This window comes from Candidatus Paceibacterota bacterium (assembly GCA_040905715.1).
GTDB lineage: Bacteria > Patescibacteriota > Minisyncoccia > Phycocordibacterales > CSBR16-193 > JBBDHZ01.
Map to the genome: position 1 here is coordinate 14122 of JBBDRA010000004.1, position 26541 is coordinate 40662.

At 48.9% G+C, this 26541-nt stretch carries 24 protein-coding genes, 1 tRNA gene and 1 pseudogene; 21 read left to right on the forward strand and 5 right to left on the reverse strand.

Translation table 11 applies throughout. From position 1 onward, the window contains the following. The first annotated feature begins 40 nt into the window (after positions 1-40). The 6 genes from gap (at position 41) to WD312_03815 (ending at position 4606) form a co-directional block, all read left to right on the forward strand. A complete protein-coding gene (gap, locus tag WD312_03790) occupies positions 41-1072 on the forward strand; it encodes a type I glyceraldehyde-3-phosphate dehydrogenase (protein ID MEX2564211.1) in 1032 nt (343 codons plus the stop codon). A 117-nt stretch (positions 1073-1189) separates the two neighbouring features. After that, positions 1190-1702 carry an RpiB/LacA/LacB family sugar-phosphate isomerase gene (locus tag WD312_03795; protein ID MEX2564212.1) on the forward strand — a complete coding sequence of 171 codons (513 nt, stop codon included), beginning with the start codon at positions 1190-1192 and terminating at the stop codon, positions 1700-1702. Positions 1703-1722: 20 nt separating this feature from the next. Beyond that, entirely contained in the window at positions 1723-2451 is a 729-nt protein-coding gene (locus WD312_03800) for a hypothetical protein (protein ID MEX2564213.1), read from the forward strand. Between the two features lie 8 nt (positions 2452-2459). Next, positions 2460-2729 carry a hypothetical protein gene (locus WD312_03805; protein MEX2564214.1) on the forward strand — a complete coding sequence of 90 codons (270 nt, stop codon included), beginning with the start codon at positions 2460-2462 and terminating at the stop codon, positions 2727-2729. 13 nt (positions 2730-2742) lie between these two features. Continuing rightward, positions 2743-3612: a transketolase gene (locus tag WD312_03810; protein ID MEX2564215.1), complete on the forward strand. Its 870-nt coding sequence runs from the start codon at positions 2743-2745 to the stop codon at positions 3610-3612. Positions 3613-3625: 13 nt separating this feature from the next. Beyond that, positions 3626-4606 (forward strand): transketolase C-terminal domain-containing protein, encoded by a 981-nt coding sequence (locus WD312_03815; GenBank protein ID MEX2564216.1) that lies wholly within the window; start codon positions 3626-3628, stop codon positions 4604-4606. Positions 4607-4675: 69 nt separating this feature from the next. Here WD312_03815 and WD312_03820 read toward each other — a convergent pair whose 3' ends face one another. Further along, entirely contained in the window at positions 4676-5689 is a 1014-nt protein-coding gene (locus WD312_03820) for a carbohydrate kinase family protein (protein MEX2564217.1), read from the reverse strand. A gap of 178 nt (positions 5690-5867) precedes the next feature. Between WD312_03820 and WD312_03825 the strand changes: the two genes are divergently transcribed. The 7 genes and pseudogenes from WD312_03825 to WD312_03855 all read left to right on the forward strand — a co-directional run bounded on the left by WD312_03825 (position 5868) and on the right by WD312_03855 (position 11512). After that, positions 5868-6554: a 50S ribosomal protein L25 gene (locus WD312_03825; protein MEX2564218.1), complete on the forward strand. Its 687-nt coding sequence runs from the start codon at positions 5868-5870 to the stop codon at positions 6552-6554. Between the two features lie 121 nt (positions 6555-6675). After that, complete coding sequence (locus WD312_03830) at positions 6676-8049, forward strand: lytic murein transglycosylase (protein MEX2564219.1); 1374 nt, start codon at positions 6676-6678, stop codon at positions 8047-8049. A 44-nt stretch (positions 8050-8093) separates the two neighbouring features. Next, positions 8094-8336: pseudogene (locus WD312_03835) on the forward strand (type B 50S ribosomal protein L31). Between the two features lie 186 nt (positions 8337-8522). Further along, positions 8523-9479, forward strand: coding sequence for a PCRF domain-containing protein (locus WD312_03840; GenBank protein ID MEX2564220.1), 957 nt, complete (start codon positions 8523-8525; stop codon positions 9477-9479). Between the two features lie 77 nt (positions 9480-9556). After that, positions 9557-10336, forward strand: coding sequence for a 30S ribosomal protein S2 (gene rpsB / locus WD312_03845; GenBank protein ID MEX2564221.1), 780 nt, complete (start codon positions 9557-9559; stop codon positions 10334-10336). 55 nt (positions 10337-10391) lie between these two features. Further along, entirely contained in the window at positions 10392-10979 is a 588-nt protein-coding gene (gene tsf / locus WD312_03850; protein ID MEX2564222.1) for an elongation factor Ts, read from the forward strand. Between the two features lie 460 nt (positions 10980-11439). After that, positions 11440-11512, forward strand: a tRNA-Thr gene (locus WD312_03855). 77 nt (positions 11513-11589) lie between these two features. On the opposite strand, the gene WD312_03860 is transcribed toward WD312_03855, so the two are convergent. Further along, on the reverse strand, positions 11590-12243 hold the full coding sequence (locus WD312_03860; protein MEX2564223.1) for a transposase: 654 nt from the start codon (positions 12241-12243) through the stop codon (positions 11590-11592). Positions 12244-12312: 69 nt separating this feature from the next. Between WD312_03860 and pheS the strand changes: the two genes are divergently transcribed. Together pheS and pheT are read left to right on the forward strand one after the other, a co-directional pair. Next, on the forward strand, positions 12313-13095 hold the full coding sequence (gene pheS, locus WD312_03865; GenBank protein MEX2564224.1) for a phenylalanine--tRNA ligase subunit alpha: 783 nt from the start codon (positions 12313-12315) through the stop codon (positions 13093-13095). A 2-nt stretch (positions 13096-13097) separates the two neighbouring features. Beyond that, positions 13098-15386: a phenylalanine--tRNA ligase subunit beta gene (gene pheT / locus WD312_03870; GenBank protein MEX2564225.1), complete on the forward strand. Its 2289-nt coding sequence runs from the start codon at positions 13098-13100 to the stop codon at positions 15384-15386. Between the two features lie 74 nt (positions 15387-15460). Here the strand turns inward: pheT and WD312_03875 are convergent, their stop codons facing one another. Beyond that, positions 15461-15673, reverse strand: a complete 213-nt coding sequence (locus WD312_03875) for a hypothetical protein (protein MEX2564226.1) — start codon at positions 15671-15673, stop codon at positions 15461-15463. A 251-nt stretch (positions 15674-15924) separates the two neighbouring features. On the opposite strand from WD312_03875, the gene WD312_03880 reads away from it, so the two are divergent. Continuing rightward, the gene (locus tag WD312_03880) at positions 15925-18054 is read left to right on the forward strand and encodes a DNA topoisomerase subunit B (GenBank protein MEX2564227.1); all 2130 of its coding nucleotides are present in this window, start codon (positions 15925-15927) and stop codon (positions 18052-18054) included. A gap of 134 nt (positions 18055-18188) precedes the next feature. Here the strand turns inward: WD312_03880 and thrS are convergent, their stop codons facing one another. Beyond that, positions 18189-19943 carry a threonine--tRNA ligase gene (thrS, locus tag WD312_03885; GenBank protein ID MEX2564228.1) on the reverse strand — a complete coding sequence of 585 codons (1755 nt, stop codon included), beginning with the start codon at positions 19941-19943 and terminating at the stop codon, positions 18189-18191. A 218-nt stretch (positions 19944-20161) separates the two neighbouring features. Here thrS and WD312_03890 point away from each other — a divergent pair, with 218 nt between their 5' ends. Then, positions 20162-20443 carry a hypothetical protein gene (locus WD312_03890; protein ID MEX2564229.1) on the forward strand — a complete coding sequence of 94 codons (282 nt, stop codon included), beginning with the start codon at positions 20162-20164 and terminating at the stop codon, positions 20441-20443. A gap of 104 nt (positions 20444-20547) precedes the next feature. Here the strand turns inward: WD312_03890 and dnaE are convergent, their stop codons facing one another. After that, entirely contained in the window at positions 20548-23784 is a 3237-nt protein-coding gene (dnaE, locus tag WD312_03895) for a DNA polymerase III subunit alpha (protein MEX2564230.1), read from the reverse strand. 25 nt (positions 23785-23809) lie between these two features. Between dnaE and WD312_03900 the strand changes: the two genes are divergently transcribed. The 4 genes from WD312_03900 to rnc all read left to right on the forward strand — a co-directional run bounded on the left by WD312_03900 (position 23810) and on the right by rnc (position 26473). Further along, positions 23810-24469 (forward strand): ribonuclease HII, encoded by a 660-nt coding sequence (locus tag WD312_03900; protein ID MEX2564231.1) that lies wholly within the window; start codon positions 23810-23812, stop codon positions 24467-24469. Positions 24470-24599: 130 nt separating this feature from the next. Beyond that, complete coding sequence (gene rpmF / locus WD312_03905) at positions 24600-24824, forward strand: 50S ribosomal protein L32 (GenBank protein MEX2564232.1); 225 nt, start codon at positions 24600-24602, stop codon at positions 24822-24824. Positions 24825-24849: 25 nt separating this feature from the next. Continuing rightward, complete coding sequence (gene nusB / locus WD312_03910) at positions 24850-25743, forward strand: transcription antitermination factor NusB (protein ID MEX2564233.1); 894 nt, start codon at positions 24850-24852, stop codon at positions 25741-25743. A 34-nt stretch (positions 25744-25777) separates the two neighbouring features. Next, positions 25778-26473, forward strand: coding sequence for a ribonuclease III (rnc, locus tag WD312_03915; protein MEX2564234.1), 696 nt, complete (start codon positions 25778-25780; stop codon positions 26471-26473). The last annotated feature ends 68 nt before the right edge of the window (positions 26474-26541 follow it).

Sequence of the window (26541 nt, forward strand, 5' to 3'; positions counted from 1 at the left end):
TGCTACAATAAAAACATACTAACCAGTAAGCATTTTCTCTATGGCAACTCGAGTAGCAATTAACGGTGTGGGGCGGATCGGACGGGCGTTCATCAAAGCGGCGTGGGCGCGCGAGGAATTAGATGTTGTTGCGTTAAATGATCTGGGCGATATTCACACGCTCGCGTATCTCTTGAAGTATGACAGTGTATACGGTCGCGCTCCTTTTTCAGTGGAGGTGAGCGAGGACCAAAAGCAACTTATTATTGATGGAAAACCGGTTAATTTTTACTCTGAAAAAGACCCCACACAGTTGCCATGGGCGGAGGACAGAGAGAATATTGATGTGGTGGTTGAAGCGACCGGTGTCTTTCGAAAGTTTGAGGATGCTAAAAAACATCAGGGGGCGGGAGCTCGACGAGTGGTTATTTCGGCGCCAGCAAAGAGTGACCCGACCGATGATACTCAAGGCACGGTCCTCATGGGAGTAAACGACGGTTCACTGGCAACGTGCCGGATCAGTTCAAACGGCTCGTGTACAACCAATGCCGGAGCGCCGATTGTTCAGGTGCTTCACGAGGCGATCGGGATAGAGAAAGCGATGCTGAACACAACCCATAGTTACACCGCCACCCAGGCACTGGTGGACTCACCGGACAACAAAGATCCGCGCCGCGGTCGGGCTGCTGCTGAGAATATGATACCGACCACAACCGGTGCGGCGATAGCGACCACTAAAGTGATCCCTGATCTTGTTGATAAATTTGACGGCATCGCGGTGCGAGTGCCAACACCGGCCGGCTCGATCGCTGACATTACATTTGTGGCGAGTCGCGACACGAGTGCTGAGGAGGTGAACGATATTTTGCGCAGTGCCGCTCGAGACGAAAGGTGGAGCAAGACGTTTACGGTCACTGAGGAGCCGCTTGTTTCAAGTGATATTGTCGGAATGAATTTTGGCGCGATAGCGGATCTTGCTATGACCCGTGTTACCGGCGGAAATCTGGTTAAAGTGATGAGTTGGTACGATAACGAAGCGGGGTACACGCACACGTTGGTTGAGCATGTAATTGCAACCGGGAGACATATTTAAGCTCATTTTAGATCGCTTTTGTTCAACGCCTCAACGCGTTGAGGCGTTGAGTCTCTAGGTTTGTTTTGATCGTTCGACCATCGGCGTAGAGTAGAGAGGGTATGGTAGAATGCAATAATGAAAATCTACTTCGGAACAGATCATGCCGGGTTTGAGCTCAAGGAGCAACTTGTGCCTTTTGTGCGTGACGAGCTTGGACATGAGGTCGAGGATCTGGGTGCACACGAGTATAACGAAGAAGATGACTATCCTGATCTTATCGCGCCGGTGGCGCGGAAGGTGTCTGAGAGCGCCCTTCGACAGGCTCAGGGCGAGCACGATCTGGGGATCGTGCTCGGCGGGTCAGGCCAAGGCGAGGCGATCGTGGCAAATCGATTCCCGCATGTACGAGCAGTAGTGATAAACGATGCTGTTGGGTCAAGAAAGGAAGCCGGTGAGCCCAACGAAGTTGCTCTTTCCCGGGAGCATAATCAGGCGAACGTGCTTTCTCTGGGTGCTCGGTTTTTAAATAACGATGAGGCAAAAAAAGTGGTTAAAGATTGGCTTGAAACACCGGCGGAAAGCGAGCCACGGCATCTGAGGAGATTGCAAAAGATCGAGGAAGTAACAAAACACCTTCACAGTAATTAGAAGGTAGTAACCTGCTGAAAATGGAAATAATCCCCGCCGTTTTACCCGAAGATTTCAATGACCTACGAGAGCACCTTGTGCTTGTTCGCGGCATTGCGCCACTGGTTCAGATCGATGTGACCGATGGTGAGTTCGTCCCGGATGCATCCTGGCCATACGCTAATGATCCGGACCGGCTTTTTAAGCGTATCGCAAATGAGGAAGAGGAGATGCCGTACTGGCAAGAGTTTGATTTTGAAGTTGATCTTATGGTGCACCGAGCCGAGTTAGTGATCGCTGATTGGATCAATGCCGGCGCTCGACGGGTAGTGCCCCATATTGAGTCAAAGAGCGATATAGAAAAGATCATTGCGGATCTTCGCGCGATAACCCGGGACAAGGATTCCGCTGCGTACACTGAGGTTGGCCTGGCTGTTAATACTACAACCCCACTAGAGAGGGTGACGCAGTGGATCGCTTCAAGTGATGAGGAAGACGGTATTGATTTTGTTCAGTGTATGGGAATAGAGCAGATCGGGTATCAGGGGCAGGATTTTGATGAGCGGGTGCTGAAGAAAATAACAGAACTTCGCTCTCAGTATCCGGAGCTGCCGATCAGTGTTGATGGCAGTGTGAATTTTGACACCGTCGCCGAGCTTACCGAGGCCGGAGCGACCCGACTCGTGGTCGGCTCGGCGTTGTTCGAAAGTCCGGATATCCACACCGCCATAGAACACCTTAAAGGTGGTACAATGGAAAGTATAGAGTAGATTTTTTTATGGTACAACGTAAACAATCACAAAAAAAGACTTCCCGAAAAAAGACAGACATGACTGTCAGTGAGCTAGCAAAGGTTGTTTCAAAAGGGTTTAACGCACTTGAAGAGAGGATAGATGAAACAGAAGTTCGGTTGAGCCAACAGATCAATGGAATCAATAATCGTCTTGATGACCTCGCTCTAAATCGCGCGACTCGTGATGAGCTTCAGACGGTTAATAAACGTGTAGATCGAGTTGAGAAGAAAGTTGGATTAAAGTCGAGGCGGTAATTAATTTTTCCTAATGCACCTTACTGAAGAAAAAATAACCGGTCTTGAATTGCAGGCAAACGAGATCCGTAAAGACCTCATTGAGATGCTTCTGGCTTCCGGTTCCGGGCACTCCGCCGGGCCGCTTGGCATGGCTGATATTTTTACAGCGCTGTACTTCCAGGTTCTCAAACACGACCCGAGTGACCCGGAATGGTCTGACCGTGATAGATTGATCCTTTCAAACGGTCACATTGCGCCTATTCGATATGTCACGATGCACCATGCCGGCTACGACATAACAAAAGAAGAGCTCGGCACACTCCGAAAGATCGGTTCAAAACTCGAAGGACACCCTTCATATAAAAGAATGCATGCGCTTGAGACTTCGAGTGGTCCGCTTGGAGAAGGTGTTTCACAAGCAGCCGGAATGGCTCACGCAGCGCAGATGGATGGTCGGGAGTACGATTTTCATGTGTGGTGTCTCACTTCCGACGGCGAGCACGAAGAAGGAATGACTTGGGAGGCGATCATGTACGCTGCGAAATATCGTTTGAATAATCTTACGGTCATTATAGATCGAAACAATATTCAGATAGACGGCGTGACCGAGGATATCATGCCGCTTGAGTCGCTTAAGGAAAAATACGAATCGTTCAACTGGACGGTGCTTGAGATGAACGGGCACGATATGCACGAGATCGTCTCAACACTTGAAGAGGCGAAGGCGATCCAGCAGTCACCGGTGTGTATTATTGCAAATACCGTTCCAGGAAAAGGAGTGGACTTTATGGAGCAGGACTATAAATGGCACGGCAATCCACCGGACAAAGAGCAGGCTAAGGAGGCCCTGAAGCAGTTGCGCTCACTTGGAGACAAGATCGAGGCGGCGGATAGTGATTAAGAAGTTTTATACCATGGATTACAAACTTGTAGACAATTTATATAGTACTGACATAGAAACCGCCAAAATGCGCGACGGGGCCGGGAAGGGCGTGGCTGAGCTTGGTGCAGAGAAAGACGATGTGGTCGTACTTGGCGCCGATACGATGGGCTCGAGTCGGGCAAAGTACTTTGCCGAGAAGTTTCCGGAGCGCACGGTGCAGGTCGGCGTTGCTGAACAGAACTTGATCGGGGTGACCGCCGGCTTCGCGTACTACGGCAAGGTGCCGTACGCTTTTACCTATGCGCCGTTTTTGATCGGCCGGCCGTGGGAGCCGATCCGCACGACACTGTGTTATCCGAATAATCATGCTGTGCTCGTTGCTTCCCACGCTGGTCTCGCCACCGGTCCGGACGGTCCGACTCATCAGATGACCGAGGACATTGCCTTGACTCGGTGTTTGCCGAACATGACCGTGCTGTGCCCGGCGGACTACGAGCAGGCTCGCAAGGCGGTCAAGGCGGCGTATGATCTCGAAGGTCCGGTGTACGTACGAACTGCCCGTGAGGGAACTGAAGCGTTCACTACTGAAGATACACCGTTTGAGGTTGGCAAAGCCCAGGTTTTGCGTGAGGGAACCGATCTCACTGTTATTGGGAACGGTTATTTGGTGTATCGCTTGCTTCAGGCGGCTGAACAGCTTACAAGCGAGCTTTCTATAGAGGTTATTAATCTCCACACGATCAAGCCATTCGACAATGACACGGTCATCCGCTCGGCCCGGAAGACCGGCAAAGTATTCACAGCAGAGGATCACAATGTAGTTGGTGGTATGGGTTCAGCTGTCGCTGAAGTACTTGCTCATCACGCACCGGTTCCGATCCAGCGTCACGGAGTCCTTGATATATTCGCTGAGTCAGGTTCAAGCAAAGATCTCTGGAAAAAGTACCAGCTTGATACAGAAGGAGTTGTGCACTCGATCCGTAATTTTATTGAGCACGTGTCGCGTCTGTAACAGGTATCTTGCAATACAGTTGAGAAAAAAAGCACCGCTTTGATGGTGCTGTTTTTCTCGTTGCTGAAGCTACGCGATCTTTTTGGGTTTGTAGTCTTCAGGTGCATTTGCCAGGTGTTCCAGGAGCTGTTCGCGAGACAGGAGGCCTCGTTGCGCGCCGACGTACTGGACAACCGACATCGAGTTGATCGGACCCCACTGGAGGGCGGTCGGAATATCGTTGCCAAGACCAAGCGCGGCAGTGAACGTTGAAGAGAATGCGTCACCGGCACCGGTTCGGTCGACCGGCGGTTTTGGGTCAGGATACATTGGTTGCCACCAGGCGTTTTTTCCATCATAGGCGTATGAGCCCTCCGGGCCGTCGGTGATAACCGCAATATCAGGACCTAGTTCATGCATTTTTTGAAGTAGGACGATCATTTCGTGTTTTTCGCTTTCCGGTATTTCAAGGATTCGCTTTGCTTCTTCGCGGTTACAGAAGAAGAGTTGGGAGCGCTCGTAGAGTCGCTTAAGCTTGTCTTTACCGAGTATCATCTGAAAGGTTCCCGGCTGGAACGAGAGATGGATCTCAGGATGTTCATCAAGATAATCAGCGATCTTCTCATGGTACGGATAGGAATTTTCTGCCAGAGATGAAAGATACAGCCATTTAGGTGAGCCGATGTCGGGAAGTTTGTAATCGTACTCCTGGTGCTTTACCAGAATCGTTCGCTCAGCTTCGTACCAGAGGACGAAGTGGTAATTAGTCTCTTCGCCTTCGTGAACAGTGACGAATGAGTCATCAACACCGTTACGTTTAAGGGTGGCGACACATTCATGACCGTTCGTGTCATCGCCGACGTCTGTAACGAGGCCTGAGTTCAAACCGAGACGTGTTGCAGATACCGCGGCGTTCGGGCTGTTGCCGACTGCTCGCAGGTCAGTCGTTGATTCGTACGGAACTTTGTCGCCAAAGTTAAAACAGAGCTTTTTATGTTCTTTGCTAAAGCGCTCAGCGATGCTTTCGTTGGTGAGCTTGATGAAATTGTCAGTAACAATGTCGCCAAGGGCTAGAAAATCAAGTGTGTGAGGAGCTTCACTCATAAACAACTAATACGTTAAATTATTATTATTTCAGTATACCACTTCACCATTTTTTTGAGTGTGAATAGTGTGGCCGGTAGGATGGTGCGACTGACCCTGAAGTTTTTTGGTCTGTTTCTGCTTGGTCATTGCCGGGTGGGTTGTGTTTTGTCCCAAGCTGTGTTTATAATAGGCCTCTATGATAACGCTTAAAACACAACTCCGGGACACGGCGAAAAATCCTGATTCATTTCGGGCACAAGGTTTAGTGCCGGCTGTATATTACGGAAAGAAAGAGAAGGCAACTCCCATTATGATCGAGAAGTCAGAATTCATTCGTGCTTGGCGAGAAGCCGGAGAGTCAACAGTAGTTTCACTGGAAGATCCGGATAAAGGGGACAGTATCGATACGCTGATCTACGATGTTCAGCTTGATCCGGTAACTGACGCGCCTATCCACGCTGATTTTTATGTATTCGAACGCGGAAAGCCGATCGAGGTCAGTGTGTCACTCGAATTCGTTGGTGAGGCTCCTGCGGTCAAAGAGCTCGGCGGTATGATGGTGAAAGTACTTCACGAGCTAGAGATCAGTGCGCTACCCAAAAACCTGCCAAGTCATATTGATGTGGATGTTTCATTACTCAATGATTTTGAAAGCCAGATCGCCGCACAGGATATCGCGCTTCCGGAAGGAGTTGAGTTGGTAACTGACCCTGAAGAGGTTGTTGTACTGGTTAATGAGCCGCGAGAGGAAGAGCCAGAAGAGCCGGCTGAGAGTGAGATGTCACTTGATGATATTGAGGTTGAAGGCAAGGGCAAGGAGGAGGAAGCTGATGGCGCCGAAGAAGGCGAAGAGAAGGGTGAGAAATCCGGAGACAAGGAGTAGACAGTTTCCGGTAGACCCTCTACCAAACTTTTTGGCAGACTTTTGTCAGGAACTCGCTTTTTTTTCTTGCTATTTCTCTTGCTATTTTTTAGCATTCTCCTGTGGTATTATAGGCCGTGTAATGAAGACACGGCCTTTGTTGTATTTGGGAGCATATCATTTAGCACTGCTCGGCATAGTCGCTGGTGCAGTTTTGGTTATAGGTGTAGCCGGCCAAACCTGGATAAATGAAGTAAATGCTCAGGAAAGCATTGAGGAGCGCAAAGTGCGACTCCGTAATGAGCTGGATCAGGTTGAAAAGGAGATACAGCAGCAACAGCAAGCACTCAATAAAACACGCGCTGAATCGTCGTCGATCGAGCGCGACATCTCTATTCTAGAAGGAGAGATCAATCAAGCACAGCTTGAGATCCGCCGGATGGAGATCACGATCGAACAGCTTGGTAAGGATATAACGAATCGCACTCTTACGATCGAGGAACTTGATGAGAAGATCTCTCGGAGTAAAGAATCACTCGGGCAGCTCATGCGTGAGACGGATGAAATGGACAGCCTGTCGCTCATAGAAGTGCTTTTAGCGCACGAGAATTTGACTGATTTTTTTGTGCAGCTTGATGACTTTGATTCGATCCGATCAGCATTAGATGTGTCGCTGGATGATATACGAGACCTCCAGCAGCAAAACAGGGAAGAGCGTCAACAGCTTTCAGGAGAACGTGACGAGGTCAGTAACGCACGGGCGGCTATCGAGGCGCAGAAAAATAAGATCCTGGCGAACCAGTCAGAGTTAGAGCGATTGTTGTCCATTAAACGAGGAGAAGAGCAAACCTATGAATCGGTCATCGCGGAAAGAGAAAGGCGGGCAAATGAGATCCGCAGCGCACTGTTCGCGCTTCGAGACTCGGCGGCTATACCGTTTGGCCGAGCACTGACACTTGCAAACCAGGCTCAGCAGGTGACCGGCGTTCGACCCGCGTTCCTGCTTGCGATCATTCAGCAGGAATCCGAGCTTGGTCAGAATGTAGGAACCTGCAATCGACCGGGTGATTCTCAAACGTGGCGTGATATTATGCCCGGGCCAAATGACAACTCATGGCGAGATGACCAAACGAACTTTCAGAAAATAACGTCCGACCTAGGGATAAGTCCTGACGGCGTGCCACTTTCGTGTCCGTGGGGGAATGGTTGGGGTGGCGCGATGGGTCCGGCACAGTTCATACCGACCACGTGGCTTGAGTACGCGCCACGTATTAGGGCGGCAACCGGTGCTACTCCTGACCCGTGGGAGCCCTCACACGCCTTTATGGCCTCCTCCCTTTACCTTAGTGATCTTGGCGCAGGAGCAGGGACGTACACCGCAGAGCGAACAGCTGCGCTTAAATACTATGCCGGAAGCAATTGGAATAATCCGAAAAATGCTTTTTATGGAGATCAAGTAATGAATAAAGTGCAAGATATCCAGCAGAATATGATCGATCCGTTGCAAAATAACTAGGTTTTGTTGCGATTGTAATAATAATGTGCTACATTTTGAAAACTATGAAAAATGAAATTCACCCAGACAACTACCGTCTCGTCATTTTCAAAGACACCTCAAGCGGTGAGCGTTTTTTGGTTGGTTCTACAGTAGAGACGACCGAAACCGATACATGGGAAGATGGCAAAGAGTACCCATTCTACGAGATCGAGATCTCAAGCGCGTCACACCCTTTCTATACCGGACAGGACAAGGTTCTTGATACAACCGGACGAGTTGAACGGTTCAAGCAGCGCCGAGAAAAAGCGCAGGCTTCTGCCTCATCTGCAAAAAAGAAAGCTAAGAAAGAAGAGAAGAAAGAGGCAACATCAAGCAGCAGTGAAGGTAGTATCTCCATTGATGTTGACGCACAATCATAACGACCGCTAGCTCACAGCCGCTTTTCAGTATATTAGGCGGTTGTATCAGGCTGTGCCTATACGATCTGACTTATGGATCTTGCACCCTATAAAGACAATCACAAAACAAGTTATTTCGCCTCTATTTATGAAAAGCTAGAGAAGGAAGAGAAAGAACTCATTGCAATGAGCGAAGGCGATGAATCCATGCGTGATCTTGCCAAAGAGGAACTCACCTCGATCCGTGAGCAAAAAGAACAGGTAAAGAAGCAGATGGATGAGATCCTCGAGGCAGACAAGAAGGAGGAAGATCTGCCGAACGAGTTAATGCTCGAGGTTCGTGCCGGTGCAGGTGGAGATGAAGCGTCTTTATTTGCGCGGGAATTGGCAGAAATGTATCAAGGATATGCGACACTACAGGGTTGGAAGGTGAACCCGATCGATATTTCTGAGAGCGCCCTTGGCGGATATAAAGAGGCGAGTTTTCAAATAAACGGCAAAGGGTGTTTCGAGGCACTTCGATTCGAGACCGGTGTGCATCGTGTTCAACGTATACCAAGCACGGAGAAGAATGGGCGTACACACACATCTACCGCGTCGGTCGCAGTGCTGCCGATCCGGCCGAAGAAGACCGTTGAGATAAATCCGGCGGATCTTGAAATTGATTTCTCTCGCTCCGGCGGCGCCGGGGGTCAGAATGTAAACAAAGTAGAGACCGCTGTGCGAGTAGTGCATAAGCCGACTGGCATTACTATCCGCTCGACCGCGGAGCGTAGCCAGGCTGCAAACCGCGAACGAGCCATGCAGGCACTTCAGGCGAAGCTCGAAGCCCAACAAGAAGAAGCTGAGGCCGAGTCTCTTTCCTCTGAGCGATCAGGTCAGATCGGTACCGGAGACCGTTCAGAGAAGATACGTACCTATAATATTCCGCAGGATCGCATTACTGACCATCGAATCAAAAAAAGTTGGTCGAATGTCGAAGGTAAATTAAGCGGAGAGTATCTTTCAGAGATCATCGATGATGTTCAGCAGGGGTTTGACCAAGAATAATTAATTGACAGGTTGCAGGTTTTTCTAAGCTAATGAAGATTGCAAAGCTTTGCGATGTGTGATAACTTTTCTCTATTATGACAGCTAAAACAGACACATCAACTGACGTGATCAAGGAGCTCTTTTCGGTCGGAGCTCATTTAGGATATCGGAAGGCACGTCGTCACCCGAGCATGAAGCGGTATGTTTATGGTGTAAAAGATAATCAAGAGATAATCAACCTTGAGCATACAAAGCAATCCATTGAGGACGCACAGGCATTCCTTAAAGATATTGCTGCCAAAGGAGGAATGATCCAATTTCTTGGTGGAAAGAAAGAATCACAAGAAGCGGTAGAGCGTGTTGCCAAGGAGGTAGCCATGCCCTACGTACTTGGCCGTTGGATCGGTGGGACGTTTACGAACTTTGCCCAGATCCGTCGTCAGGTTGATAAGCTTATACGTTTGCGTGATGAGCGCGAGAAGGGCGATCTGGAAAAATATACAAAACGAGAGCAGTTGACGTTTGATCGTGAGATCGTTGATCTCGAAAAGTTTTACGGTGGAATGACCGAACTTACTAAATTACCGAGTGTTTTGGTCGTTATTGATCCAACCCAGGAACAAATAGCCGTCGACGAGGCGCTGCATGTAGGCGTGCCTATTGTTGCGCTTGCAAATACTGATTGCAATATCTCAGAAGTTGATCATGCTATTCCTTGCAACGACCATTCAAAATCAACTATTAACCTGATCATTGGTTTGCTCGGAGACGCCATAAAGGAAGGTCAGGCACAAGCTGCAGAGAATAACCCAAAGGCAAATGCAGATGAGGGCGAAAAGGCTCCGGCTAAGCGCCACAAAGTAGCAGCTGCCTAAAGTAGGTTGCGCGAGAAAAAAGATCTTATCAGACGTCATAACGAATACGTACTTTATGAGTGATATCAAGACAGAAGATGTAAAAGCACTTCGGATAGAAACCGGGGTATCTATCATGCAGTGTAAGAAGGCGCTTGAGGAGGCTGAAGGCGACGCAGAGAAGGCGAAAGTGATCCTTCAGAGAAAAAGTAAAGAAGCTGCGGCAAAGAAATCTGAGCGTGAACTTGCTGCGGGTGTGGTTCAGGCATACATTCACAACACGAACACGGTTGGCGCTATTGTTGAGTTGTCTTGCGAGACTGACTTTGTTGCAAACAACGAGGAATTCAAGCAGCTTGCATACGATATTGCAATGCACATAACAGCTGAGAACCCGCAGTACATTAAGAAAGAGGAGATACCTGCAGAGGAGCGAACGCAAGTAGAGGAAGCGATCAAACCTGAGCTGGAGGGGACCCCGACCGAGAAGCATGAGCAGATCATGCAGGGTAAATTAGATGCACACTTCAAGGGAAGTGTTTTGATGGAGCAGCCATTTGTTAAGAATCCTGATCAAACGATCGGTAATCTTGTCGAGGCGGCGGTTCAGAAGTTCGGAGAGAATATTGACGTTACTCGCTTCACGCGCTTTTCGATCAAGTAGCAGTGTGCTGACAGGTGACGGCGTTGCCTGTATGAAGCGAGCAAGCATCACGATCTTGTTATGACGACATTATCTCTTATATCCACAGTTCTCCTTTTTGTATCTATACTCGGTATTACCGGTATGATCTGGAGGCAGTGGCACGAAGCTCAACGTCTCCAGGAAAGAGGGCGTTTTAGAAGTTTAGTGGGTGTATTGGATAATGCTGTGTTAACATGTCTTTACCGCTCAGGAAGACTCACTCATCGTTTGTCTCGGCGGGTAGAGAGAGGCGTGTTCGGGTATTTACCGGAGTTATTGCTTGAGTTTACGGTTACGGGATGTTACAAGTGTTATATTCAGTATATGCATTTAGTTGTGACCCTGCGTGGACACAAGGTGCGTCGTGAGCGACGGATGCAGAAAGAAGCTTCGCCGTATATGCGGGCACTGAATTCGAAGAGTTCGAAGTAAAAGATCAGCCACCTTAGCTCAGTTGGTAGAGCAACGGTTTTGTAAACCGTAGGTCGTCAGTTCGAATCTGACAGGTGGCTCACGAGCTTAACAATTCAGTTAGTAAATAGTACAGAAACCTATGCAACACCGGGTGTTGCATAGGTTGGTGGATGCTTTATTCAAAGCCGGTTTTTGCAGGGCTCGTGTTTACAAAGTCGACGTAGTTAGTCGAATCTTTGAATTGATCAAGTAGTACAGCTTGATCCAACAAAGGTCCCCATCGGTTTAAAGATGTATAGTCAGGGAAACTCGACCATTCGTATCGATGCTCCTTTCCCGCCCATCCTTTTAGTTCTCTAGGGTTTCGGTGAATATATGCTGAGGCGTGAAGAAGTTGTGTGTTTGAGCTAATGTGTTGGGCTTGGAATTCTTTTTCAAATAGGTGGCCGGATCTATCATATTTCGTATTAAAGTATTTAGCATAACTGTTCAAAACTCGTTTCATATACTGGCTAATGCCACCGTCTTCCAGTTGTTGTAAAATCATGTGAAAATGGTTTGGCATAATACAAAAGGCAACGAGACTCACAGCTCTGTTAGTGGCTATGTCATCTGCAATTGGTTGGGTAATGCCAAATGATCTTGTTTTGATGTATCGCAATGATAGGAGAGAAGGATTAGAAATACGTTTAAGCGACTGGCTTGCCAGGATCGGCAGTAAGAATCTGGCTTTGTCTCCATTCAATTCAAATATGGGTTGTTTATTGATGCCGCGTTGATATACGTGGTAGAACTCATGTGTCGCAAGAGGAACTTCTCGAATAGCCATATGTTTTTTAATTTTAACATCTTTGTCACCTATGCAACACCCGGTGTTGCATAGGTACAGGTACGCTCTATGCGATTCACCAATGCGGTTCACCAAACCGCTTTTTTCTGTATAATAAAGCCTATTATGACCGAAGGACACTACCACCCCATTACGCGAATGAACCGACAGATCAACGATATTTTTTTTGATCTTGGGTTTGAAGTAGTCGACGGTCCCGAGGTAGAGGACGAGTGGCATAATTTTGACGCACTCAATATTCCACCACACCATCCGGCGCGAGATATGTGGGATACGTTTTGGTTGAAAGGAGAAAATCCGCGCAAGCTTCTTCGCACGCACACGTCACCGATCCAGATTCGGCACATGGAGGAGCATGGTGCACCGGTGCGTATTATTGCCCCGGGTAAGACATTTCGAAATGAAGCAACCGATGCGACCCATGAGGCGCAGTTTTACCAGGTTGAGGGTCTGCTTATTGCCCAAGACATAACAATGGCGCATCTGAAAACAACACTTACGACTTTCTTTCAAAAACTTTTTCATGCGGATATTCACGCACGACTGCGACCGAGTTATTTCCCGTTTGTTGAGCCCGGCGTGGAAATGGATATATCGTGTTTTCTCTGCGAGAGCAAGGGGTGCCGGGTTTGTAAGCAGACCGGCTGGATCGAGGTTTTGGGTGCAGGAATGGTGCATCCGAATGTGCTCACAAATGTGGGACTCGATTCGGCGAAATGGCAAGGCTTTGCGTTCGGTGGAGGAACCGATCGATTTGCAATGCTTAAGTACGGTATTGATGATGTGCGTAAGTTGTATACGGGAGATCTGAGGGTGGTAAATCAATTTTAGCTATGTTGGTAAGTTACGACTGGATACAGGATTTTATACAGGAACCGCTTCCTCCTGCCGATGAGATCGCTCGTGAGTTGACGATGCGCGCCTTTGAAGTAGAAGGTATTGAAAAGGTCGGCAAGAAATACCCGGGAGTCATTGTGGGGCACGTTGTTCGCATCGAAGAGCATCCGAACGCAGACCGGCTTCGGCTTATTATTGTAGATCTGGGCGACAGCGAAGAGCACAGAATAGTTTGTGGAGCTTCTAACTTCAGTGAGGGTGCGCTGGTGCCGGTGGCAACCATTGGAACGGTCCTACCGAATGGAATGGAGATCAAAGTGGCAACCATCCGCGACGTGGAGTCTCGTGGTATGATCTGCTCAAAGGCAGAGCTCGGACTTGAGAAAGAGTCAGACGGTATTTGGGTGCTCGATTCAGATGCAGCCCCGGGCACGCTTTTCGATGAGGTCGTAGAAGGGGGAGAGGTGGAGACCGTGTTCGATATTGATGTGTTGCCGAACCGGGCGCACGACTGCCTCTCGCACCGCGGTATTGCTCGAGAGATCGCGGTGTTGTTCGGTCTTACCTTTACTGACTATGAATCGGACCTCGAATTTTCGGAAAGGGAGCCTTCAGAAAAGCCGGAAACACTCTCGGTATTGATCGATGAGCCGGAACGTTGTCGTCGGTATGTCGGTGTTCATCTTGACGGTCTTGTTTGCAAGGAGTCTCCGGCGTGGCTTCAGGACAGGTTGCGTTCGATCGGGCTTCGCCCAAAGAATGCAGTTGTCGATGCTGCAAACTATATTATGTTTTCAACCGGCCAGCCGCTCCACGCATTTGATGCGGCAAAGCTTGGTCAAACAAGCGGTTCGCATATGATCCAAGTTCGTGCTGGCAGAAAAGAAGAGTCAATGCGGGCGCTCGACGGTAAAAAGTACGATCTCCCTGAAGAGTCGACGGTTATCGCCGATGCTTCAGCAGACGGTATCGCTCTCGCGCTCGGAGGTGTTATCGGGGGTGAAGACAGCGCTGTTTCCGATAAGACAACTGAGGTGATACTCGAAGCGGCGAACTTTGACCCTGTGTTGACTCGCAAGACCTCGCAGGCATTGAAGCTGGCGACAGACTCAAGCAAGCGCTTCGAGAACGAAATATCACCGGTGTTAGCTCCGATGGCAATGAATGCTCTCATTGTACTTCTGAAGGATATAGCCGGAACTGACAACACAGCAGTACGCAGCGTTGTTGATAGGTACCCGGACCCTGTTCAGCAGCAGAGTGTGTCTGTTACAGCGGATAAAGTAAACAGGCTTTTAGGAACTGAGGTCACAGAGAAAGATATTGTGGATGTATTAACTCGACTATCGTTTCAGGTTGAGAAGGGTAATGATGCACTTTCGGTAACACCGCCGCTCGATCGACTTGATGTCACCACGGTGCCCGACGTCATAGAGGAAGTGGGGCGCATCTATGGTTACGAAACGATCACAGAGGTCGCTCCTCCTTCCCGTGACGGAGACGTGCCGATACATGAGCGCTTTTACTGGCTTAACGTTATTCGCGATGAGCTTGTGAAGGTCGGATTCAGTGAAGTGATGACGTACGCTCTTCGTAAAAAGGGCGAGCTTGAGATCGAGAATCCGCTTGCAGAAGATAAGGCGTTTGTCCGCAACACTCTTGTCGACGGTGTTGCGCAGGCCCTAGAGCACAATGAACGCTACACTGACCTGCTTGGTATCAGTGAGGTTGCGTTGTTCGAGATCGGTAATGTGTACCGTGATGAAGAGGAGCGCACGATGCTTTCTTTGGCGGCATCCCCAACAAAACGGTCAGCTTACAAGACCCAAGAGATACTTGATCGAGCACGGGTTGCTCTGACCGATACGCTTGGCGTAGAGGTAGTGCTTCCTAAGGATGTGCCGGTTGTCGAGATCAACATCGACAAAATACTTGAGAAACTACCGGCACCTGGTACATACGATAATTTGACAGATCTTTCCGGAGATATTACCTATCTATCAAGTTCGGTCTATCCGTACATGTTGCGTGACGTAGCTCTCTGGGTACCAAAGTCGGTTAGTAAAAGTGATGTCGAAAAAGTGCTTCTCGAAGAAACCGGCAAGCTTTTAGTGAATCATTATCTATTTGATGAATATGAACCGGTAGAAGGGGGAGAGAAGTCGTATGCGTTTCGGTTCGTGTTCCAGTCTTTTGAAAAAACGCTCTCCGACGAAGAGGTGAACGTTATAATGGACAGTGTATATAAAGCACTTGATGCAAAGAAAGGGTGGAAAACCAGGTAGTGAATGTTAGGTATAGAAAAACCCGTCGCGTATGCATCGCGCGGCGGGTTTTGTGCTGGGGGCAAGCGGGACGTTTAGTCGTCCTCATCCTCGCGCTCGTCGCGCTGATCGAGCATCTGTTCGATCAGCCGGGCGCCGGAATCATCGCATTCATCCGGCTCGAGATCATCAATCCCTCGGATCGGACGAGTGGATCTGCCGCCGGTTCTCAGGTCGTGCGGTCGTCTGCCGCCAGGGCAGCATTTGAGCGACATCGAGCTGAGCACGTCGCAATCCCGTTCTGCCAAATCGTGAAATGAACCAGTAACCTGTCTGCACATGATAAAACCCTCAAAAAGGTGCCACTACGTAGATCACATCCATACGACCTACAACTGTCAATGATTATAGACACTTATCAAGCGGTGTCAAGAAGCTTATGTCAATACTGTGGATAATCCTTAAAATACCGCTACGTTTACGTTGTTTTTAGGTGGCTGTGTGATATAATGGATGTACAAATCACAGCGATCATATCTGATCATGGATATCTTATTTTATGGCTCAACAAAAGGATAAAAAGGAGAAAAAAGAAGCCGAAAAAGGCTCGGATGTGAAAGCGGGATCAAAAGCTTCAAAAAAAGCAAAATCGTCCGCAAAAAATGGCAGTGGTCACCACTATGGTGCGGAGGATATTACTGTGCTTGAGGGCTTGGAGCCGGTGCGACGTCGTCCGGGAATGTATATTGGGACAACCGGTCCTGACGGTCTGCACCACCTTATTTGGGAGGTTTTTGATAACTCTCGGGACGAGGCGATGGGCGGTTTTGCTGATACTGTTGAGATAGCGTTACTTCCAAATAATCGGATCCGTGTCGCCGATAATGGGCGTGGTATTCCGGTTGAGAAGCATAAGCAGTCGGGTGTTTCGACGCTCGAGACGATCATGACCACTTTGCATGCCGGTGGAAAATTCGGTGGTGAGGGATATAAGATCTCCGGTGGATTGCACGGGGTAGGTATATCGGTTGTAAACGCACTTTCAACCTACGCCAAGGCAGAAATTCATCGCGATGGAGGTCGGTATGTTCAGGAGTATGAAAAGGGAGATCGCAAGGCGGCGGTGAAGAAAGTTGGTTCATCGAAAGAGACAGGAACGGTGATAAGTTTTGAACCAGACGGTAGTATATTTGAAACTACGGAGTTCAATTGGGATAAGATCATTAACCATCTTCGCCAGCAGGCGTATTTGGTGAAAGGGATGCGGATCACGATTTTGGATTTGAGAAAGTCAGATGAAGAATTTGATTCTGAGGTGCTCTACCTGCAGGACCAGGGCCTGGACGTACCGTCAATGACCTTTTTCTTTGAAGGCGGACTTCGTTCATTGGTCAAGTTCTACAACCAGACACAAAAGCCGATCCATAAGAATATTTATTACGTAGAGCGAGACCTGGAAGAGTCGCAGTCACTTGAGATCAGTGTGCAATACGCTGACGACATTTCTTCTCGTTTGTTTTCGTTTGCCAACAACATCTATAACCCGGAAGGGGGTACGCATACGACCGGTTTCAAAACCGCTCTGACCCGTACGCTTAACAACTACGCGCGGGCGAATAAGATGCTTAAAGACGATGAAGATAATTTCACCGGAGACGACGTGCTGGAGGGAATTACCTGTGTGATCTCGATCAAGCTTCGCGAAGTGCAGTTTGAGGGACAGACCAAGGCGAAGCTGGGCAGTCCGGAAGCGCGAAGCTATGTCGATAACATTTTCTCTGAAACGTTTGCTGAATTTCTTGAGGAGCATCCGGAGGACGCAAAAGCGATCATTAATAAAGTAACTCTTGCTCTTAAGGCGCGAAAGGCTGCAAAAGCCGCTAAAGACAGCGTGTTACGAAAAGGCGCTTTAGACGGCATGACTCTGCCGGGGAAGCTTGCTGATTGTCAGACACGAAAACCGGCTGAGTCTGAGCTCTTTATTGTGGAGGGTGATTCTGCCGGCGGTACAGCAAAGACCGGACGAGATCGTCGAACGCAGGCTATTCTACCGCTTCGCGGAAAGATCTTGAATGTAGAGCGAGCTCGACTTGATCGCATGCTTGCCTCGACCGAGATCAAGTCGTTGGTCATCGCTCTCGGTACGGCTATCGGTGATACGTTCGATATCGAAAGTCTGCGGTACCACAAGATCATTATCGCAACCGACGCCGATGTTGATGGCGCACACATTCGCACACTGCTTCTCACATTGTTCTACCGCTATTTCCGTCCGCTTATTGATGGGGGATTTGTCTATATCGCTCTGCCGCCACTCTACAAGATAAAGGAAGGAAAGAAGATCACGTATCTCTATACCGAGGGTGAAAAGGACGCGTACTTCGGAAAAGGGGTGAACATCGATGACTTTCTTGAGGAAGAGGAAGTTGAAGTGGAGGAGGGCGAAGAAGCCCCGGTTAAAGCAAAGAAGAAAAGTGTTTCGATCCAGCGATACAAGGGTCTTGGTGAGATGAATGCCGACGAGCTTAAAGAGACAACAATGTCAGTTGATAATCGTGTGCTGAAGCAGGTGACGGTCGAGGACGGTATTGAAGCAGACAAAATATTTGATATTTTGATGGGGACTGATGTGCCGGCACGCCGCTCATTCATCCAGTCAAACGCGCAGGAGGCTGAGGTGGATGTGTAAGAGCGGTCAAAACGCGCGACTCTTCCAAAGCCAAATAAAAAATAAACACTAAAGACTGCAGTCTTTAGTGTTTATTTTAATGAAAATGATGTTAAAAACCGATCTTGCGGTGATCGGTTTTTTAGTTATGTTGTTTAGCCAATTTTCTCAACAAGTTCCGGTATATGCATTGCTCCCAGATCGCCGTCGTCTCGGCTTTCAGCACTTACAGTTTCGTTTTCTTTTTCTTTATCACCGACGACAAGTAGATACGGGATCTTTTCTTTTTTGGCATTTCGGATGCGCTTGCCGAGCGATTCGTTGCTATCGTCAACATCAACACGAACGTTGCTTTGTTCAAGTGATGTTCCAACTGTCTTGGCGTACTCGCCATGCGCCTCGCTGTTAACCGGAATGACTCGTGTTTGTACCGGTGCAAGCCAGGTAGGGAAGGCGCCGGCAAAGTGTTCGATGATAACTGAGAGAAAACGCTCGAGCGATCCGGCGATCGCGCGATGGATCATAACCGGTGTCTTTTTGCTACCGTCCTCGGCAGTGTACTCAAGCTCAAATCGGCCCGGCATAACAAAATCAAGTTGAATGGTTGCGAGCTGCCACTCGCGTCCGATGGCGTCCTTGAACATAAAATCAAGTTTAGGACCGTAGAATGCCGCTTCACCTTCCTCAACAACGTACGGCAGCCCTCGTTTCTCGGCAATAGTTTTGAGGGTCTGTTCGGCTTCGTCCCATCGGGTAGGATCACCGAGATATTCATCGGGAGTCTTTGGGTCACGAACAGAGAGAAATACACGGTAGTTGCCTTCAGAATACATATCAAGTGACGTGTAGAATTGTTTAATGACATCGGCTATGTTGTCGATCTCACTCTCTACTTGTTCCGGAGTACAAAAGACGTGACCATCATCCTGGGTGAGGGAACGAACACGTGATAAGCCGAGGAGCTCACCTGTTTGCTCATCACGGTAATTGGTCGTAGCTTCAGTAAAGCGTACAGGAAGGTCGCGATAGCTTTTAGCGCTACTGGCGTAGATCTGGGTGTGGTGCGGGCAGTTCATCGGCTTCATGACAAATTCAGATTCCTTGCCGTATACTTTAAATAATTCATCGCCGAACTTCTCCCAGTGACCGCTGGTCTTGTAGAGTTCCGGCTTGGTGATGTGCGGTATCCAGACGTTCTGGTAACCATATGGCTTTTGGATCGCGTAGATCTTATCAATGATCGCGTTGCGCATTGTCGCTCCTTTTGGCGTAAAGAGGGGGAGTCCGGGTCCGACAAGATCGGAAAATGTAAAAAGGTTGAGTTCCTTCCCGAGTTTTCTGTGGTCTCGTTTCGCAGCTTCTTCAAGTTGCTTGAGATGGTCGGTGATTTCTTGTTTGGTATGAAAAGCAAGACCGTAAATGCGGGTGAGCATTTGGTTGTTCTCATCGCCACGCCAGTAGGCGCCGGCAACCGAGGAAAGCTTGAAGGCTCGTGGGTCTATATTGGCTGCGCTTTCGACGTGTCCGCCACGGCATAGGTCAGTAAAGGTGCCTGAAGTATAGAAGGTGATCTTCTCTTTTGCGTCTGATATTTCGTCTATAAGTTCGAGTTTGTAAGGGTTGTTCTGGAAGCGCTCCTTGGCTTCTTCAACAGATACTTCTACGCCGTCGAAACTGTCCCAGGACTTGAGCACCTCCCGCATTTTCTCCTCGATCTTCGGGAGATCGTCTTCTGAGACCTGTTCGCCGTCGGCAAAATCGAAGTCATAATAAAAACCCGTTTCGGTGGCCGGTCCGATCGTTGGTTTGGCGTGTGGGTATAGTTCGATCACTGCGGCAGCGAGGGCGTGTGCGAGCGAGTGCCGAATATACTGGATATCTTCCTGTTGGTTATCGTGACTGTCTGACATATGAGAAAAGTATAGCGGATAGAGTGCATTCGCGCAAAGCAGGTCGGCAAAAGATGCTCGTAAACAAGGTTACAAATGAAAACGCACAAAGTTATACCCATACAGTGCGTGAACCTCGTGGTATAATACGTTTTTAGGAATGCTCCGTATAAATTACTAACAAACCACGTTACGATCATCTTTTTCGTGTTACCTCTTTGACAGGAAGGTGGGTGCGCATGACTCACTCAGAGATCCATGTCTGTCTCGAGCAGGTCATTTCTACAGATCCTTATTTGCAAAGGGAGCTCAGCGCCCAGCGTAAATGTCGTGGTGTCGGAAAAAAAGACGGTGATGAGATCGACGACCGAGAACTTCTTGGTGTATGGGACACATGCTCCTGGAGGTGTGCGGAACTCATTGCCAGGAATTTGAGACCCCAGCTTCCTGTTGAAGATATTCACCGCGATATCGTCGAATGGCGTAATTACTCATTCGAGCATATGGTCAGTCGTACGTGAATTCGCACTATCTGAAAAGGATGATCTCACAGCCGCAATGGTGCGGCTTTTCTTTTTTCAGTACCGGACTCTTCCTTGGTCTTTAGTAGTTTCTAGCTCTGATCTTAGCTCGGAACTTCTTGGGGTATCGCACTTTCTTCGGCTTCTTCTTCCTTGTCTTTTGTGCGAAGTCGCTTTGCTTTATCTATTGCGATACTTGTCACACTGTCCCTTTTGGTAATGGTTCCTTTGATCACTACACAGGTGTCAGGCTCTAGTTTGTCTCGAAGTTTCTCATACACGGAAGGGAAGGCGACCGCCTCTATGCTTCCGGTATAGTCACCTAGCTTGATGAAGGCCATGCGATCACCCTTTTTTGTAAATATTTCCTTTTTCTCTTCGATCAGTGCTCCCAGGATCACAGTTTCTTTTTTGACACCGCTTTCGATAATATCAGCGATGGAGGCTTTCTGTTTCTCAAGTTTATCTTTGAAGGAATCAAGAGGGTGACCGGAGATGTACAAACCGATCAGTTCTTTTTCCCAGGTCAATTGCTCTTGGAAGTCTGCCGGTTCGCTTTCTTCCAGCGTAAGACGGGGAACGCTTGCTTGGTCGCTCATTAAACCAAAAAGTGAATCTTGCCCTTCCGGCTGGTCCGAGGCTTCTTTGTGATATTTCAATAGATAATCAATGTTGGCTAGCATTTGGCCTCGTTCGCCGAGCTTATCAAGCGCACCGGCCTTAATAAGTGAATCGAGTGTTTTGCGGTTGAGGTTGCGGTCTTCAACGCGAGTGAGAAAGTCGGCAAGGGTTTCGAATTTGCCGCCTCGTTTGCGCTCAGCAATGATGGCATCCGAAATACCTTCGCCTACATTTTTGACCGTATAGAGTCCGAAGCGGATCTTCTCTCCGCCGGCTTTGTCCGTAACAACGGTAAAGTCACCGTAACTTTCATTAATATCCGGAGGAAGTACTTCAAGACCCATCCGTGAACATTCAGCCACAATTGCAGCGATCTTTTCGGTGTCGCCTGATTCAGCGGTCATAACTGCTGACATGAAGGCGGCCGGGTAGTTGGCTTTCATGTAGCCGGTCTGGTAGGCAACGCGGCCGTAACTGGCGGCGTGAGCTTTGTTAAAGCCGTAGCCAGCGAACGGTCCGATCAACTCCCAGAGTTTGTTTGCCTTCTTTTCGTCTAAGCCGTTCGCGAGAAGACCTTTCATCAATTTTTCACGCTGGGCTTCCATTTCCTCCGGAATCTTCTTACCCATCGCTTTACGCAGTTTGTCCGCCTCAAGCCAGGAGTATCCACCCAGTTTGATGGCGATCATAAGCACGTCGTCCTGGTAGGTGATCACTCCGTATGACTGGTCAAGAATATCTTTTAACCGCGGGTCGAGATAGGTAACCTTTTTTGGGTTATGCTTTCGCTCGATGTAGCTTGGAATAGATTCCATCGGACCCGGACGGTACAGCGCAACCATAGCGTTGATGTCGTGAATAGTCGATGGCTTGAGTTCCATGAGGTATTGGGTCATCTGCTCCCCGTTGAGCTGGAAGAGTCCAATAGTCTCTCCTTTGGCAACGAGATCAAATGTTTTAGGGTCATCAAGCGGAATGTTCTCAATATCTATATCGATATTGTAAAGGTCTTTCACGCGATGAACGGCGTTCGATAGGATAGCGAGGTTGCGGATACCCAGGAAGTCGAATTTCACCAGGCCGGCATCTTCTACTTCATGCATATCGAACTGAGTGATCAGCTTACCTCCCTTTGGGTCGTACTGAAGCGGGGTGTAGTCGGTGAGAGGCTTGGGTGAGATCACCACGCCGGCAGCGTGGACCGAAATGTGGCGGGCACAGCCTTCGATCTTTTGCGCCATATCAAGAATCTCTTTTGCCTCGGTGTCATTGGTGTACATTCTTTTAAGATCCGGTTCTTGTTCGAGTGCCTTTTGAATAGTCATCGGGAAACCTTGGGCACCGAAAGGGATCAGTTTGGAGATCTCGTCTCCTTTTGAATAAGGGAAGCCAAGCGCACGAGCGACATCACGCACCGCACCGCGCGCCATCATCGTACCGAAGGTACCGATCTGGGCGACTTTATCGATCCCGTACTTTTCTCGAGCATAGTCCAGGATCTCGTCGCGACGATCATCAGCAAAGTCCATATCGATATCCGGCGCTTTTGGACGCTCCGGGTTCAGGAATCGCTCGAAAGGAAGTTTATAAGCGAGCGGGTCTACATTGGTGATACCGAGCAGGTAGGTTGTAAGGGAGCCGGCAACAGATCCGCGAATAGTGGTGTGAATACCTCGTTCGTGTGCTTCGCGTAAAAGATCGCCCACGATCAGGAAGTATACCGAGTACCCTTTGTCAGCAATAACTTTGAGCTCGTACTCAAGTCGATCTACCACTTCATTTGTTTGTTTGAGTTCACGGCGAGGAATCCCGGCGTAGGCCTGGTCCTTGAGCTCTTCGTCGTATGGTTTGCCGCTTTTCGTTTCAAATTCCGGGAAGACCCAGCCGCCTAACTCGAGGTCGAGGTTGCATTTATCGACTATTTTCTGGGTATTTTCAACGGCGTCCGGCAGGTCGGCAAAACGCTTCTTGATCTCGGCTTGTGAGAGAAAGGAGAAATCATCTTCTTCTTCATCGAACCCGACTTGACCTCCGGTTCCCGATGACTGGACCGCAAGCAGTGTCTCGCGAGCCCGGCGATCGTCAGGCTTGAGGTAATACACGTCATGGGCGGCAACGATCGGTGTGTTCGTCTCGCGTGCGAGTTTGACCAGCTGGTCCATTTTCTCGTCGTGACCTGAAAGTTCCGGATGCTTGGAGATCTCGATATAAAAATCATCACCGAATATCTTGGTGTACCACTCGATCAACCCTTTTGCTTTTTGTGTGTCGCCATGCTCAAGCGCCTTAGCTATGTCACCTGAGAAAGACGGGGAGATGCAGACCAGATCCTTGTGGTACTTCTCGATCAATTCATAGTCGATGCGAGGTTTATAGTAAAAGCCTTCCAGAAATGAGTCGGTTACAAGCTTTACGAGGTTTTTGTAGCCTTCCTGGTTTTTAACGAGCAAAACAAGTCGGTGCCACCCTTTGTCCACTCCCGGCTGCTTGTCAGTGCGGGCACGAAGGGCAATGTGGGCATCCACACCAAGGATCGGCTTGATCTCGTTCTTCTCACATTCTTGGTAGAACTGGATGGCGCCGTACATGTTGCCGGCATCGGTGAGCGCTAAGGCTTTTTGTCCGTCTGCTTTGGCTGCCGCTACAAGCTCATACACCTTGGGCACGGCCTGAAGGAGAGAGTAGTGGGAGTGGACGTGGAGGTGAGCAAAATCTGACATGGCTGTATAATACCATATACATCTTATGCCCAAATATCTTATAGGAATTGATGAAGCCGGCCGTGGCCCTCTTGCCGGACCGCTCTCGGTAGCGGCGGTGTGTGTGCCGGTAGGAGTGAATATTTTGGACATCTGTGAGGGGGTAACTGACTCCAAAAAGCTCTCGCCGGAACGTCGCGAGGAGATCTATCGCGTACTTGAAAATGCCCAAATTAAAAATAGCAGACCCCGGAGTTCGGATAAGGCTATGCAACACCGGGTGTTGCATAGGGGCGGGGAGGTATGTATGTACGCGCATACGCACGTAATGCCGTCGACACTTGACCGGTGGGGTATGACCAAGTCGCTTCAGGTTGCGGTGGCTCGGGTGCTTGGGAAATTGCCGGTCGATCCGAAGGAAGTAAGAGTGTTGCTCGACGGCTCTTTGAAAGCACCGGCTGAATACGAGAACCAGGAGACGATCATTAAAGGTGACTGCTCTGAGTCGATCATCGGCGCGGCATCGATCATTGCCAAGGTACGCCGGGACCAGTCAATGGTGCGGTATGCTAAGCAGTATCCCGAATACGGTTTCGAGCAACATAAAGGGTATGGCACAGTAGTGCACCGGGCTAGAATCAAAAAATATGGTCCATGTGTCATTCACCGGAAACGTTTTATCAAACGTTTGATCCGGGATCTATGAAGTCGCCGAAGGCGGTTGAATTCTTACATCATAGATCGGGCTCTTAATATCTGAGAAAAAGGCTTTTTCCTCTACACAGGTTGCACAATTAGACATTTTAGGCTAAAGTGACCGACGTATGGTAGTACGAATGCGAACAACAAAATCGAAGACCGGCATGCGCCGATCTCACCACGCACTTGAAAAGCCGGCAACAACCGTTGACACTGACGGTGTGATGCACTACAAGCACCGGGCTACAGCAGAGACCGGTAAGTATCGAGGTCGACAAGTGGTCGATGTTGAGAAAAAGCTTGAAAAAAAGCGGGTGAAGCAGCAGAAGAAACTTGAGGAGGCAGACTCCGCTTCGGAGTAATATTGTCCTTTCACATTGTTTTGGTATGGCAAATCGGCATCTTTCACGATCAATCGTGTTGCAGTCTCTCTATGAATGGGATTTCGGCAACAAAAGCCCGGAGGAGGGTGTAGTAATTCTCGACCGTAACGTTGAGGAGTTCGCTCCAGGAATGGGCGATTATACGTTTATCAAAGCGCTTTTTTCAGGCGTGATAGAAAAACAAAAGGACCTTGATACCATCATTGAAAAGGCCGCGCCGGATTGGCCGATCGACAAGATAGCGACCGTCGATCGCAATATTCTGCGCCTTGGCCTCTATGAACTCCTTTTTGGTGATCGTAGCGAGGTTCCCCCGAAAGTAGCTATTAATGAGGCGATCGAGCTTGCCAAAAGTTTTGGTGGTGATACGTCGAGTAAGTTCGTGAACGGTGTGCTTGGGGCGGTTTATAAAGAAATGGGTGAACCGGGAAAAGAAGAGACGTCCAAGCGTAAGAATATCGATCCAAATGCAAAGTTGCCGGAGAAAACTCTTTGTGGCGCTGTTGTGTATGCTCGAGATAACGACAAGCTGTACTTAGCACTCGTTCACGATATCTTTGGTCACTGGACACTCAGTAAAGGCCGAATCCAGGAAGGAGAGGAGAAGGAAGACGGTGTAAAGCGTGAAGTGAAGGAAGAGATCGGTCTTGATGTTGATGTGCAGACCAAGCTCGGAGAAAACAGCTATGTTGCTTCTGATCCGGAGATAGGAAAACTGCGAAAGAACGTAACATACTTCCTCGCTGAGTCACCATACACTGAGGTTAAACTTGCCGAATCTGGCGGACTCGATGATGCCCGATGGTTTACGCTCGACGAAGTGGCCGACTTGAACTTTTACGACGATATCGTGCCGCTTATCACCAAAGCAGTGAGCATACTCCAAGAAGATAAATAAAACGAAGAGAAAGAAAATTTAATCATACTACGCCATGGAACGAGATTTTACTCAGTTTGAGGAGAAGGCGGGAGTGACGTTTCAGGATAAATCGCTTCTTCAGCAGGCGTTCACACACCGCTCCTACATAAATGAGCACAAACGTTCAGGGGCCGCTCATAACGAGCGACTTGAATTTTTGGGTGACGCGGTTCTCGAGCTTGTGATCACTGATTTTTTGTACAAGAAATATCCGGATAAGCCGGAAGGGGAGTTGACCTCTTACCGAGCGGCATTGGTGAACGCGCAGACCTGTTCGGATGTTGCCGGTGAGCTTAACTTGAATGACTTTCTTTTGCTCTCAAAAGGGGAGTCGAAAGACACCGGTCGAGCTCGACAGTATATTTTGGCTGACATGCTCGAGGCGGTTATTGGTGCGATCTATCTTGATCAGGGATACGACAAGGCGCGTGATTTTATTGCAGCGCATCTTTCGCCACGCATTGATGAGATCGTAGAAAAAGGGAACTGGATCGATGCCAAGAGTCGTTTCCAGGAAATGGCCCAAGAGCATGCCGGGATTACACCGGTTTATCAGGTGGTAGAGGAAAGTGGTCCGGATCACGACAAGCGATTCGTGGTCGGTGTATTCCTTGCTGATGAGCAGGTTGCCCTTGGGGAAGGAAATTCAAAACAGGAGGCGGAGCAGAAGGCGGCAGAGCGAGGGTTGGAGGAGAAGGGGTGGAATTGAGTTTAATGTGTAGGGTTAGGTGGTAGTGGATAGTTAGTGAAATCCCGCCGTTCGCACAGCGAACGGCG